9 protein-coding genes are annotated in these 15,448 nt (G+C 31.6%); 3 read left to right on the top strand and 6 right to left on the bottom strand.

Annotated features, from left to right (window positions below):
- Positions 1-11: 11 nt before the first annotated feature.
- Entirely contained in the window at positions 12-2,462 is a 2,451-nt protein-coding gene (locus FQU21_RS00785) for a helix-turn-helix domain-containing protein (RefSeq protein ID WP_147676119.1), read from the top strand.
- 63 nt (positions 2,463-2,525) lie between these two features.
- The gene (locus FQU21_RS00780) at positions 2,526-3,029 is read left to right on the top strand and encodes a hypothetical protein (protein WP_147676118.1); all 504 of its coding nucleotides are present in this window, start codon (positions 2,526-2,528) and stop codon (positions 3,027-3,029) included.
- An 11-nt stretch (positions 3,030-3,040) separates the two neighbouring features.
- On the opposite strand, the gene FQU21_RS00775 is transcribed toward FQU21_RS00780, so the two are convergent.
- From FQU21_RS00775 to FQU21_RS00750, 6 genes are all read right to left on the bottom strand, one after another.
- A complete protein-coding gene (locus FQU21_RS00775) occupies positions 3,041-3,274 on the bottom strand; it encodes a DUF6095 family protein (RefSeq protein WP_147676117.1) in 234 nt (77 codons plus the stop codon).
- Positions 3,267-4,082, bottom strand: a complete 816-nt coding sequence (gene murQ / locus FQU21_RS00770) for an N-acetylmuramic acid 6-phosphate etherase (RefSeq protein ID WP_147676116.1) — start codon at positions 4,080-4,082, stop codon at positions 3,267-3,269. The genes FQU21_RS00775 and murQ overlap by 8 nt, the downstream gene beginning before the upstream one ends.
- A 144-nt stretch (positions 4,083-4,226) precedes the next feature.
- Entirely contained in the window at positions 4,227-5,042 is an 816-nt protein-coding gene (locus tag FQU21_RS00765; protein ID WP_147676115.1) for a DUF4249 family protein, read from the bottom strand.
- Between the two features lie 4 nt (positions 5,043-5,046).
- Complete coding sequence (locus tag FQU21_RS00760; protein WP_147676114.1) at positions 5,047-7,428, bottom strand: TonB-dependent receptor; 2,382 nt, start codon at positions 7,426-7,428, stop codon at positions 5,047-5,049.
- Between the two features lie 76 nt (positions 7,429-7,504).
- Entirely contained in the window at positions 7,505-9,715 is a 2,211-nt protein-coding gene (locus FQU21_RS00755) for an NADP-dependent isocitrate dehydrogenase (RefSeq protein WP_147676113.1), read from the bottom strand.
- Positions 9,716-9,975: 260 nt separating this feature from the next.
- Positions 9,976-10,842, bottom strand: a complete 867-nt coding sequence (locus tag FQU21_RS00750) for a universal stress protein (protein WP_147676112.1) — start codon at positions 10,840-10,842, stop codon at positions 9,976-9,978.
- A gap of 441 nt (positions 10,843-11,283) precedes the next feature.
- Here FQU21_RS00750 and FQU21_RS00745 point away from each other — a divergent pair, with 441 nt between their 5' ends.
- Positions 11,284-15,399 (top strand): hybrid sensor histidine kinase/response regulator transcription factor, encoded by a 4,116-nt coding sequence (locus FQU21_RS00745; protein ID WP_147676111.1) that lies wholly within the window; start codon positions 11,284-11,286, stop codon positions 15,397-15,399.
- Positions 15,400-15,448 lie beyond the last annotated feature (49 nt).

Genomic DNA, 15,448 nt, shown 5'->3' with positions numbered 1-15,448 from the left:
AATAGGATTTAATGGCAGAGAATAAAGAATTGGAATTGGCATGGGAGTTTGTGAACAACACAAACCGATCGATTTTTTTGACGGGAAAAGCAGGAACGGGAAAAACGACCTTTTTGCACCGACTAAAAATGGATTGCTTAAAGCGTTTAGTGGTTGTAGCACCAACGGGTGTGGCGGCAATAAACGCGAAAGGCGTGACCATACATTCATTTTTTCAGATGCCTTTTGGGCCTATTTTACCGGATACCGATTTGAATGCCTCTAAGGGTTTTAATCGGAAATTCAATAAAACAAAAATTGATATTATTAGGTCCATGGACCTTTTAGTTATTGATGAAATTAGTATGGTTCGGGCCGATTTACTCGATGGCATAGACCGAACTTTGCGCCGTTATAAAAACCGAAACAAGGTTTTTGGTGGTGTGCAAGTCCTGATGATTGGAGATTTGCAGCAACTTTCGCCCGTGATTAAAGAGAGCGAATGGCATATTTTGAAACCCTATTACAAGAATGGTTTCTTTTTTAGCAGCCAAGCCTATCAAGCCTGCGATGCCATAACTATAGAGTTGAAACATATTTATAGACAGGATAACCCAACGTTTATTAATATTTTAAATGAGATTAGAAATAATGTACTTTCGGAAGTTTCGGCCGCAGAATTAAACAAGCGTTATATTCCCGATTTCACTCCAAAACCCGACGATGGCTACATTTCTTTAACGACGCACAACAACAAAGCCGAAGCCACAAATATTACAGAATTAAATAAATTGGATGGCAAAAACCGGTTTTACCAAGCCAAGGTAGAAGGTAAATTTCCAGAATATGCATACCCCAATAATGAAGCTTTAGAGCTTAAAGTTGGTGCACAGGTGATGTTTGTAAAAAATGACAGCAGCCCAGAAAAACGCTATTTTAATGGGAAAATTGGTAAAGTTATCCATTTAGATCAAGATGAAGTGGTGGTGCATTGTCCGGACGATGAATTTAATATTGTAACCACACCCGAAGTTTGGGAAAACATAAATTATACAGTAGATAAAGACACGAAGGCGATTACTGAAAATAAAATTGGGTCTTACACCCAAATGCCACTCCGCTTGGCATGGTCTATCACGATACATAAAAGTCAGGGTTTAACCTTTGAAAAAGCCATAATTGATGCGCAAGGTGCTTTTGCGCATGGACAAACTTATGTGGCGTTAAGTCGTTGTAAATCTTTGGAGGGTTTGGTGTTGAAAAGTAAAATACATTCCAACCAAATTATTAGTGACGCCAACGTTATTACGTTTAATAAAAATGCGGAAGCTAATGAACCTGATAGAACTATTTTAGAGGAATCTCAAAAAAATTTCCAACTCGATTTAATTGCCGAAGTCTTCGATTTTTATCCATTTTTGTATCCTGCAAACCGCATTTTAGATATCTTTTACAAAAACCGAGGAAGCATTAAAGGTCATATTGAAGCACCTCTACTAGCAATAAAACCTGCCATTACCAATTTTTTAAAAGTGAGCAATGGTTTTAATGCTCAGTTAAAAGAACTTTCTAAAACAGAACCTTTACCAGATACAAGTACTCTAATACAAGACCGTTTTAAAAAAGCTATTGCTTATTTTAAAGTGCAAACCGAAACACATTTTGTCACCCAATTAAATGCGTTTAACTACACGACTGATAATAAAACTATTGATAAAGATTTAGCCAAAGCAGTTGATTTACTTGAAGAATTACTAGCAGCCAAGATCTTATTATTTAATGGATTAGCAGAAGGATTTTCGGTTAAAAAACTTTTAGAGTTACGAGCAAAATCTAAATTTCTAGCCAAAGACAAACCTAAAAAAGTAAGAAAAACAGTTATTGATGGTACAGCAAATGTAGAATTATTTGAAATGCTGCGCGTACTAAGAAATGAAATTGCCGAGAAAAATGGTTTAATCCATTATCAAGTGTTTACTCAAAAAACACTGTATGAAATGTGCGAAACTTTGCCATTAACCAAAAAGGAACTACTTGAAATAGACGGTATGGGAAAAATTCGTGTCGATAAATACGGAGCCGATATTTTAAAAGTAATTAAAAGCTACTGCGATGAAAATGATATTGACACGAATACAGATAACATCAATTTTGAAGAAGAAAAAATAGTAGAAAAACCTAAAAAGCAAAAAGTAGACACAAAAAAAGTATCGTTAAATTTATTTAAATCTGGTAAAACTATTACCGAAATTGAAGAAGAACGCGAACTTACACACACGACTATTATTAGGCATTTATCGAGTTTTATTGATAGCGGAGAAGTAAAGTACAGTGATTTAATGCCTATAGAACATTATCAAGAATTGAAAAAAATAATCCCTAAAAAAACATTTGAAAGCTTGACCGATTTAAAACATCAAGTAGATGACAAATATACTTATGAAGAATTACGTTTGATGCTAAAAGCTCTAAATCGATCTTAAGTATTTTGTAAGGAATTCTATAGAATTAGACCAATAACCATCAATTTTATTATTTTAATGCCTATGAATATTATTAAGGAATCAAATTTAAAAACATTACAAAAAGTAGATTTTTTACTAAATAAATTATCAAATACCGATTTATGTAATGCTTCAGTTTCTCCTTACTATTCAAGTATAGGCTCTCATATTCGGCATATTTTAGACTTTTACAATTGTATGTTCACTCTAAATGAGGAAAATAAGATTGACTTAACAGCTCGCTGTAGAAATACCGATGTGGAAACCCAATGCCATGCTGCTATCAAATACTTAAATAACACGATTGAAAAATTAAAATCCTTAGATTTTGATACCGAGACGAATATTATCGTTATTGATGATTTAGGACTAGGAAAAACAGAAATCAGCTATACTTTTGGTGCTTTATTATCGCAAGCCAATAGCCACACCATTCATCATTATGCGATAATTAATTACATCTTAGACCGATTAAAAATTCAGTTTGAAGATGGAAGTTTTGGATACAACCCGACCACTCCAAAAGCTTGTTCAAAAAAAGGTTAATTAATAAACCTCTACTTTTTAAACATACTATCCATAATAAGCTTAAGCCCTTTAAAGATTAAAAACACGGCAAAAGCACAGATTAAAATCCCGACAATTAAAAGCGGAATATACAGTGAATTCTCTGGCTGACTTAAAGCCATACTCAATATTATGGGTCCCATAAATAAGGTTAACGCCGCAAAAATCATGGTTTTAATGCCTTTATATAGTTTTATTTTATCGGTTCTATTTTTACTATCCATTGTTATAATTTTTTATTGCTAATCGTACGTTTTTGTATGTAGTAAGTAAATCTTCGGCTTCTTCTCGAGGAATATGAAGTTCAGCCATTATCATTTTTGTGCCACGATCAAAAAGCTTATTATTGCTTAATTGCATATCCACCATTTTGTTACCTTTTATATGCCCCAACTGGATCATGGTAGAAGTCGTTATCATATTAAGCACTAATTTTTGAGCCGTACCCGCTTTCATCCTAGAACTTCCTGTAACAAATTCTGGCCCAACAACAGGTTCTATAGGAAACTGAGCCATTAGAGATAAAGGACTATTTTTATTACACGAAATACAACCCGTAATAATATTGTTTTTATTGCATGCTTCTAAAGCAGAAATAACATAAGGGGTTGTGCCTGAAGCCGCAATACCCACGACAACATCTTTATCGGAAATATTATGTTTTTGTAAATCTTGCCAACCTTGATTTAGTGAATCTTCAGCAAACTCAACCGCATTTCTAATAGCTTGATCCCCACCGGCAATAATACCAATAACTAAATTTGGAGATACCCCAAATGTTGGAGGACATTCCGAAGCATCTAAAATACCTAAGCGTCCACTAGTGCCTGCGCCCATATAAAACAAGCGCCCACCATTTTTCAATTTAGCAACAATTTGTTCTACTAATTTTTCTATTTGTGGCAGCGCTTTCTCAACGGCCAAAGGCACCGTTTTATCTTCATTATTAATATTGGTTAATAACTCGACAATGCTCATCTTTTCCAGATGATTATATTTAGAATCTTGTTCGGTAGTTTTCGTGAAATTCATATTTCAAAAATATGAATTATAAAGAGTTTAATCATAAATAATATCTTCAACTTCTATCTTTTTATCATTTATAAAATCATCTTCCTAACGTGGTACTAATATCGAATAATCTACTAGGTGTTTATAACAGAATAACAATATTATCTATTTGACTATATAGTTAAAAACAGAAACTTCCGAAGCTCTAAAATAGCCAAACGGATAATTTTCCGGATTGGTTATGTTTATACAATTGCCTCGAACCGTAGCCGGTTGAGTTTCAAATGGGCCACCACCACCTTCGGATGTCTGCTTTAATAAAACGACCATAAACTCATAAAAACGTTCAGAAATACCACTATTATAAATATTTACTTCATCCCCTATTTCTAAATCTTCATCGCTATAAAAACCAAAAATTTCGTTTCCATCGGTAAATTCATCATCATAAACATCTATACTTAATTCATTAGATTCTAGAGGATCGACTTCGAACAAATAATAATCCCCTGCCCCTACAGGATCTGTGTAAAATGCTTTTAATTCAATTTCATCGCCGCTAATACCACCATCATTTTTTTGTTTTACACTATCTATTTTCGCTACGGCGATTAATTTCTCCGTAGCGGTATACACTTCTTCTTTATAATTAATATTTAGGGTGTAATTTTTATTTAGTTCCGGAATAAACGTATTACATCGGTAAATTCCGGTGTCACCATCCTCAACAAAATTAAATATTGTATCGTCTGTATCCATCACCGTTACCACAGCGTTATTTACCGGTGGCACTTCGGTATCATAATAAGGTGCACTTAATGAAAGTTTTATAAACTGGTCTGAACCATCGGTACCCTTTAACCATTTTAAGGATGCATCGATTACCAAACGTGGTTCAGTAGAATTCAATTCTAAATCTATAACATCTTCACAAGCTGTAAAACTCAAAATTAGCCCGATGATATATATATACTTTTTCATAATATTAAAATTTGAAATTATACGACACTGAAGGAATCATTCCGAAAATAGCCAATCTATTCGCTTCATTAATTCCGGTATCTTGATTTGGACTAAACGAGATAGATGCTGCATTTTTTCTATTATACATATTGTAAACTCCAAAAACCCAATAGCTTTGTAACCCAGATTTCTTATCGGGTTTAGACGTGTAAGTTGCCGATATATCTAACCTATGATATACAGGTAACCTATCAGCATTTCTAGCACCATAACTTGGTACCGTAACACCATTATACTGATATTGACCATTTGGAAACGTAGCTGGCTGACCTGTTTGAAACAAAAAGTTTCCACTCAACTTCCATTTTTCATTTAAATCGTAACTTCCCGTTAGTGAAATATCGTGTGTTTTATCATAAGGTGTATTATACCAATCTCCGTTATTAATTCCTGTTTCGTTTGCCGTTCTTCCTTTAGTCTGTTGTTCGGATTTAGACAGCGTGTAAGCCAACCAACCCTTAAAACGGCCTTCATTTTTTCTGAATAAAAATTCCAAACCATAAGCTCTTCCTTTGCCATTTAAAATAACTTGCTCAATGGCTTTATTAGCCACTAAATCGGCAACGTCAATATAATCTATTCGGTTTTTTATAGTTTTATAAAAGCTTTCAACTTCCAATGTGTATTTATTCTCGTTAAATTCTTTGAAGTATCCTACTGCATACTGGTCGAGCAATTGTGGTTTAATATATTTTCCGCTAGGCGTCCATACATCTAATGGTGTTGGAGAATTGGTATTTGATAATAAATGCAGATACTGCGTCATTCTGTTATAACTCGCTTTTACGGAAGACTCTGTATTAAGCTGATAAGACAATGATGCCCGAGGTTCTAAGTTGATGAAACTTTCAATTACATCACTTCTATCAAAAGTTTCTACACCAATAGGTTTTGCCTTTTCGTAAATTTGAAAATCATCATTAAACACAACCGCTTGGTCATTTTCATAAATGTTTAATTCATCTTGACCTAAACGATGAAATAGACTTAAACGTAACCCATAAGACAAGGATAATTTATCTGAAACCTTATGTTCTGCATCAAAATATATGGCATTTTCAAAAGCATATTTTTGCGTTAATGTAAAAGGGTTAATCCCCGAAGTTTCAACGGTTGGTTTAATATCTCCTGGATTAAAAGCATAATAAATACTATTTAATCCATATTGCAATTTTAATTTGCTATTTAAATAATGTTTGAAATCGTATTTTAAGTTGAAGTTTTTAATCCCTGAATTCCAATCGAACTCCACAAAATTCAATTTTAAACCATAATAATAATCGGAATAAATTAGTGATAGGTTAGAAAATATTTTACTGGTAAATAAATGATTCCATCTTAGATTTAGCACTGAATTCCCATAGGTGTTTTCAAAGGAATCGGCAATACTAAATACATCGCGACCAAAATATCCTGAAAAATACACATTATTATTATCGTTTAATTTATAACTCAATTTGGTATTTAAATCGTAGAAATAAGCTTTATTATCCATATCGAAAAGAGGCAAAAACAGGTGTGCATAACTGGATCGACCTCCTAACAAAAATGAACCTTTGTCTTTTTTTAGAGGCCCCTCTAACAACAATCTACTCGATACAATACCAATACCTCCATTGGCATGAAATTCTTTACTGTTTCCTTCTTTTTGATAAATATCTAAAACAGATGATACCCGTCCACCATAACGCGCAGGAATACCACCTTTATATAATTTTAAATCTTTTATGGCATCGGGGTTAAACACAGAGAAAAAACCAAATAAATGTGAAGAATTATAAATAATAGCTTCATCTAAAAGAATTAAGTTTTGATCGGCTGCACCACCGCGCACATTAAACCCCGAAGCTGCTTCACCTGCGGTTGTAACGCCTGGTAGTAAAGTAATAGATTTAATGATATCGGCTTCCCCGAGTACTACAGGGATTTGTTTTATGGTTGAAGCACTTAATTTATTAACACTCATTTGTGGTGCTTTAATATTAAGTTTTTCAACATTCTCGGTAATTACGACCTCGTCTAAACTTTCTAATGTATCCGTTAAACTGAAGTTTTTAACTTGATCTTCGTTAAGGGTAATATTTTCAACAACCGTATTAAAGCCTAAATAACTTATCACCATTTTATATTTGCCTTCTGGAAGTGTTATGGAATAAAAACCGTATTCATTAGTAGTGGTTCCCGATTGAATTTCTGGAAAAATAATATTAACACCTATTAAAGTTTCATTACTGCTGTCTTCTGAAATAGTACCACTAATTGTGAATTTATTTTGAGCATTTAAGGATGTGGAAAGGCAAAAAAAAGAACAAACTATAACTAGCTGCAAGAAAAGATTTTTCATTAAAAATGATTTTTTATAAAAATAAAAAAAAAGCTCCTGAAATAGGAGCTTTTAAAATTATTATTTAAACGTATTGTTAATTTAAAATACTATTAAATGTTTTGCTTGGTCGCATAGCATGATTTATTAAATCTTCATTTGGCTCATAATAACCTCCTAAATCTACTGGATCCCCTTGTATATCAATAAGTTCTTTAACAATAACACTTTCGTTATCTGTTAATTGTTTAGCAATTGGTGTAAATTCTGCTTTTAAAGTTTCATCCACCGTTTGGTTTGCTAACTCTTGTGCCCAATACATGGCTAAATAAAAGTGACTTCCTCTATTATCCAACTCCCCCACTTTTCTTGAAGGCCCTTTTCTATTTTCTAATAATTTATCGGTCGCGTTATCTAGAGTTTCACCTAAAACTTTGGCTTTTGGATTGTTATTAGCTAAGCTAAAATGCTCTAAGGAAACGGCTAATGCTAAAAATTCACCTAAAGAATCCCAACGTAAATGGTTTTCTTCCAATACCTGTTGTACGTGTTTAGGAGCAGATCCTCCAGCTCCTGTTTCAAATAATCCACCGCCATTCATTAATGGTACAATAGATAACATTTTAGCACTAGTTCCCACTTCTAAAATCGGGAATAAATCGGTTAAATAATCACGTAAAACATTTCCTGATACCGAAATGGTGTCTTTACCAGCTTTTAATCGTTCGCAAGTAAAATATGTTGCTTCTATTGGAGATAAAATTCTTAAATCTAATCCCGTTGTATCGTGATCTTTTAAATATTTATTTACTTTTTTAATTAATTCAGCATCGTGCGCTCTGTTTTCGTCTAACCAAAATACAGCAGGCGTTTGCGATGCTCTTGCTCGGGTTACAGCCAACTTAACCCAGTCTTGGATAGGTGCATCTTTAGCTTGGCACATTCTCCAAATATCCCCAGTTTCAACGGTATGTTCTAGTAACGTAGCACCTGATGCATCCACAACTTTTACAACTCCATTTGATGGAATTTCGAAAGTTTTATCATGAGATCCGTATTCTTCCGCTTTTTGAGCCATTAAACCTACGTTTGGTACAGTTCCCATGGTTGTTGGATCGAAGGCTCCATTCTTTTTACAAAAATCGATTGTAGCACTATAAATCCCTGCATAACTACTATCTGGAATAACCGCTTTGGTATCTTGTAGTTTTCCTTCTGCATTGTACATTTGTCCCGAAGTACGTATCATTGCTGGCATAGAAGCATCGATAATAACATCACTTGGCACGTGTAAGTTAGTAATACCCTTATCACTATTTACCATGGCTACATCGGCACCATTAGCGAAAGCAGCTTCAATAGCAGCTTTAATTTCGGTTTGTTTAGCTTCTGGTAATTCTTTTAAGTTTTCAACTAAATTACCGTATCCGTTATTTACATCAACACCAATTTCTTCAAAAGTTTCTCCGTATTTTTCGAAAACATCCTTTAAATACACACGTACGGCATGACCAAAAATAATAGGATCGCTCACCTTCATCATAGTCGCTTTCATGTGTAAGGACAATAAAACATCTTTGGCTTTTGCATCGGCAAATTCTGTTTCAAAAAATGCCAGCAACGCTTTTTTACTCATTACTGCTGCGTCTATAATTTCATCTTTTAAAATATTGAAACTATCTTTTAATACCGTAACATTTCCGTTTGTATCGGTATGCTCGATTTTTATGGTTGTAGCTTCTGGAAGTGTAATTGATTTTTCGTTATTAGCAAAATCTCCAGCGCTCATGGTTGCTACATGTGTTTTAGAGTCGCTAGTCCATGGGCCCATAGAATGCGGGTTATTTTTAGCGTAATTTTTAACTGCTTTTGGAGCACGACGATCACTGTTACCTTCACGCAATACTGGGTTTACAGCACTTCCTTTAATTTTATCGTAGCGTGAATTTATTTCTTTTTCGGCATCTGTTTTAGGCTCATCTACATAATTAGGAATAGCAAAGCCTTTACTTTGCAATTCGGTAATTGCGGCTTTTAATTGTGTTAAAGAGGCACTAACATTTGGTAATTTAATAATATTGGCTCCTGGTTGTTTTACCAAATCTCCTAAAAAAGCTAAATCGTCTGATACTTTTTGGTCTTCATTTAAAACATCATGAAAAACGGCTAAAATCCTTGAAGCTAACGAAATATCTTTCGTTTCAATTTCAATTCCCGCCGATTTTACAAATGATTGAACAATAGGTAAAAAAGAACGTGTTGCTAAAGCCGGAGCTTCATCCGTTTTCGTGTAAATAATTTTAGACATTCGTATGATTTTTTTAGGTTATTAAATCTAAAAAATGGCCAAAAATAAAATAAGCCATTTTTTGCGTTGCGAATATACAAAAATTGACTTTTAAAACGTTCGTTTTCCTTCAAGAAAGCTGTTTTTTCTATAGTATATTATCAATAATTTCTTTAAAAATCACAATTATTCATTAATTGAATATTAATACCTTTTTTTTAAAAGGTTGGATAACACTTATTTTTATAGAAGTTACTTTAAAAGTTTTCTTTTATAAAGCATTATACAGGAAGCATGTTTTCTACTGCTTTACTACCTTTATGAAAGGCTAATATAGGGACGGCTATACTATCTTCAAGATCTTTAACTAAATCTTTATGAAATATATTATCGAAGTTTAAATGGTGTTTGCGCTCTAGCATAGCCAACATACTTGCATTTTCATTATCAATTACGCTTAGTAGTCCAGATTTTACTTTAGTGGAGGCAACGGTTCTAAATGTAATTTCTTTATAAGAAATTTGCTCTAAAAATACTTCTTTAAACCGTTCCATTTTTTCTTTCGCTGTAGTGGTATCTGTTCTATAAATATGCACAATCTCAATAAGTGCTTTAAAAGGACGTACAATTTCTATTAATTTTTTAATAGGAAGTATATCTTCCTTTTCAAAATCTGTTGCATATATAATGGTTGAAATACTTGTATAAATTAGACCATTTGGCACCATCATAATTGGAATTTCAATCTTATCCAATAAGGCGTTAGCAATATTACTTGAGAAAATACCTCTATGGCTATTTTGATCTTTAATTCCAATAACCACTAAATCTGGTGATAATTTTTTAGAGAGGTCAACAATTCCATTTTCTACAGAAGCATGTTCTACAGCGTGAATGTTTATTCCGTTATCGGTATATTCGTGTTTAAGGTGTTCTTTGCAATAATTAATTACTACCTTTTTTAATTCTAAATTTACATTTTGTTTTAATATTTCGGAACGATGAACAACAGAAACACTTACAGGAGGTAAATCGTAAACATGTATAATATGCAAATCGGCTTTCATAATACAGCTAAAACGATAAATATATTTTAACGCAGAAGCATCATTTTTAGTACAGTCTGTGGCATATAGTATAGTTTTCATAACCTAAATTTTATTTTCATAAAAATAACTATACTTCTTATAAAATTAAATGATTTTTATCATAAACCTAAAATAACAATTACCGGTTAAAACATTAATTTTAAAAACATTACCTATTGTTTTTTCTTTATAAATTGCAAATTAAGTAAGGAGGTTAAAAAAAAACGATTTCATACAGCAAAAGCAATTTAGTTAACTCTTATTTATTTAAAACTATTAAACAAAATGTTTTAAAACTATAACTATTTTAACTTACCTTATAAAATAATGTATTAGGTATACTTTTTCTACGAGGTTTTTTAAAATGCTTTAATAATCAACCCATTAAATTATTAAAATGAGATTTTAGTGATACTTTTTGGGTAAATTGTTTTAACCTTTTTTTAATATTTTAATATTTTTACTTTTTAAACTAAACCAAACTAAAACCAACTAATTGAAATGATAAAACATTTAAAATTAACAACGTTTTTAATTTTTATTATTAGCGCTTTTAATTATTGTTTTGCCCAACAAGTTTCTAATTTTAAATTTGTTGAAATAAAAGCAGGCATAACAAAACGAGCAGTAACAACCATAAAACAAGATAACGAAGGTTTTTTATGGTTTGGTACTAACGGCGCTGGCTTATACCGATACGATGGTATTACTTATAAATTGTATGAATACCATTGGGATACTTACACCTCAATAAATAGTGGGTTTGTAAACTCTATTTTTGAAGATAGTACGGGTAAATTATGGATTACTACCGATGAAGGATTTAATTTATATAATAAAGAATTTGATAGTTTTAAAAGAATAGATTTAAATAGTGCTTTCCCTGCTGCAGAAAACTACACCATTCAAATTAAAACTATTGCAGAATTAAATGCTAACGAACTTATTTTAGGGACTTATGGATATGGTTTATTCCTTTTTAATAAATCTACCTATAAATCCAAACAAATTCCTTTTACTACATCACAACAAAAAGGTTTTCTAATAACCTCTATTATTAAATTTAAAGAAAACCATTTTTTTATTGGGACTTCTGAAGGCCTTTTTCGATTTAAGTTTTTACCTGATGAAAACAAAACAACTCAAAAACAACTCATTAAAGACCAACTTATAGAATCTCAATTTATTGATAGTAACAACAACTTATGGGTTGGAACTCAAAAAAACGGACTATTAAAAATAGATTTAAACCACCCCAAAAAACCAATTTCTACCTTTAAAATTACAGATAAACGTATTTTATCAATCATAGAGTTTGAAAACACAATTATTTGTGGAACAGAAAATGAAGGCCTAATTGTTGTTAATAAAAACGGTGAAATTATTAAACAATACCTGCATAATAAATTTGATGATACGAGTTTAAAATCAAACTCGGTTTGGTCGCTATTGGTTGATAAAGAACATAGAATTTGGCTAGGCTTTTACAATCAAGGTATTTCTATAATCGACAAATTATACAATAAATTTAATGCTATAGAATGTTTAAATAATAACACAAATTCTTTACAATCTAACTCTGTTACAGGAATTAAAGAAGATAAACAACATAGGCTTTGGATTACTACAGATGGTGGAGGTGTTGATGTTTTTAACAAGGAAAACGGAAAATTTATTCATATAAACAACAAAGAACCCTCTAAGTATGGTAAAATTTTAAGTAATGATGTTACCGCCATTCATATAGATAAAAATAACCAAGTATGGTTAGGGGCATGGACAAGTGGCTTAACCAAAATTAATATACAAACCAAACAAAATATAAATTATTGTACCAAAAACAGCAACCTAAAATCGAACAGAGTATTAAGTATTCAAGAAGACTCTAAAGGTAAAATTTGGATTGGTACTTTTTTAAAAGGCCTACATTATCTAGATCCAAAAACCAATACTATAACGCAATGTAATACCCAACCCTTTATAAAGTGGAACCTAAATAATGAAGATATACGCAGAGTTTTTATAGATAAAGACGATGATATATGGCTAGGAACTCAAAACGGATTATTCTTGGTTAAACAACTTAAAAACCAAAAATTTGAAGTTATTTCTTTAAGAGATAAAATGTCTGTTAAGCTTAGAAATCATACAAGTACACACCGAATTCTATCAATTTATCAATCTGAAGACAAGCTTATTTGGATAGGAACCGATGGAGGTGGTCTATTTAGTTACAATAAAAACACACAAGAGTTTAATTGGTATAATAAAATAGAAGGGTTTAATGAACTCTACGTTAGCTCTATCATAGAAAGTAATAATAAAAATATTTGGGTTGCTGGTACAGGAGGAATTACAAAATTGGATAGAAAAAATAATACCGCCTTTAATATTACCAAAGATGACGGTTTGTTAGCAAACGATTTTAACTATAATGCAGTTTTTAAAAACGAGCAAGGTAAGTTATACTTTGGCAATTATTTAGGTGTAAACTACTTTAACCCAGATAATTTAATAAAGAATACCACAGAACCTAAATTATTTTTTACCGATTTTAAATTATTTAATAAATCGGTAAAACCAAATGATAAAAATTCTCCGTTATCAAAATCTATTACATACACAAAAAACATTACCTTAAATAGTAATCAATCTGTATTTACAATAGATTATATTGGCCTAAATTACACCCGCCCAGAAAAAAACAAATACGCCTATTTTATGGAAGGTGTAGATCCTGAATGGAATTTTGTTGGTCCTTCTAAAAATGCGACTTACACTAATTTATCGCCAGGCAATTATACTTTTAACGTAAAAGCAGCCAATAATGATGGTATATGGAACAAAACCCCCTTAAAACTTTATATAAAAATATTACCACCATGGTATGCTAGTAACGTTGCCTATTTTTTATATTTTTTGGTTTTTTTAGCAATATTACTTTTAACAAATTGGATTTTACAAGAGCGCTTTAAAGAAAAGCAAGCTGTTGAATTTGAACGCAATAAAAGAATTCAAGAAGAAAAATTAAATGATAAAAAATTGCAATTTTTTACAAATATTTCTCATGAGTTTAGAACGCCACTAACCCTAATATTAAATCCTTTACAAGATTTAATAAAAGATAAAAGCCTTAATTTACCCACTCCTGCAAATGAAAAACTTCATATTGTTCAAAAAAATGCAGACCGGTTAAATAGATTAATTAATGAACTTATGGATTTTAGAAAATTAAAATTCAATAAAATTAGTTTGCAATCTAAAAATATTGAAATAGTAAGCTTTGTTAAAGATTTAGTCAGTCATTTTAAGCAAGAGGCCTCCGACAGAAAAATAGATTTAGTTTTTAAATCTAATAATGACAATTTTTCATCGTACATCGATAAAGAAATGATAGAGAAAGTGTTATTTAATATTATATCCAATGCTTTTAAAGTAACCCCCGATGCAGGTAAAATTACAATTTCGGCTCAAAAAACAAAAAACCCAGTCTACTTAAAACTTTTTAACGAAATTAAAAAAGTTGACGCCTTTCAAATTATAGTGCAAGACACGGGCTCAGGATTAACTAAAAAGGAACTCTCTAAAATATTTGAACGTTTTTACCAATTAAATAAAGTAAACAAAGGATACTACGGCAGTACAGGCATTGGACTAGAAGTTGTTAAAGATTTTGTAGAATTACATAAAGGAAAAATAGACGTTAGCAGCATAGTTAATGAAGGGACAAGGTTTAAAATTACCCTGCCACTAATTTCAGAACATACAGAAGAACCAAAAGAAATACTTAACGAAGAACTCTCAGAAAACATTAGCGATAATCTCATTAATAACATCACAGAGAATAAAATTACACCAATCCAAAAAGTTAAAGACAACCCCTATACCTTATTAATTGTTGAAGATAATATCGAATTATCCAACTATTTAAAATCATCTTTAAATCCTTATTATAAAATAGTAACAGCTTCAAATGGAAAAATAGGTTTAGACAAAGCCATTTCAAAATTGCCAGATATTATTTTAACAGACCTCGTTATGCCTGAAATGGATGGTATTGCTTTATGTAAAGCCATTAAAACAAATTTAAAAACAAGCCATATTCCGGTTTTAATGTTAACTGCTAAATCTATGATCGAAGACAAAATAAAAGGCATAGATTCTGGTGCAGACGCCTATATCAGTAAACCATTTAATATGGAGTTCTTACAAGCTACATTAGGCCAATTACTATCTAGCAGACAAATAATATTTAATAAGTTTTACACAGGTGTATCAAATAAAACAAAAGAAAAAACAACTTCATTAGACAATAAGTTTATACAAAAACTATTAAAATACATAGACAACCATATAGACGACACCAATTTATGTGCTGAAACACTTGCAAAACAAATGTTTTTAAGTAGGAGCCAACTCTATAGAAAATTAAAAGCCCTTACAGGTACATCTGTAAATGAATTTATTAGAAATGTCCGCTTAGAGAAAGCAAACCAACTCTTAGAATCTAAACAATTTTCAATTAGTGAGGTTACCTTTAAAGTAGGCTTTTCTTCCCCTTCCTATTTTACCAAATGCTTTAAAAAACGATTTGGCAAATTACCAACCGAAGTTTAAAACTATCGCTTTTAATGATACCATAGTTGCAACACATACTTTTAAACAA

Origin of the sequence: Algibacter pacificus, assembly GCF_008033385.1 — a bacterium.
Lineage (GTDB): Bacteria > Bacteroidota > Bacteroidia > Flavobacteriales > Flavobacteriaceae > Algibacter > Algibacter pacificus.
This window is presented reverse-complemented; position numbering and strand designations above follow the sequence as displayed.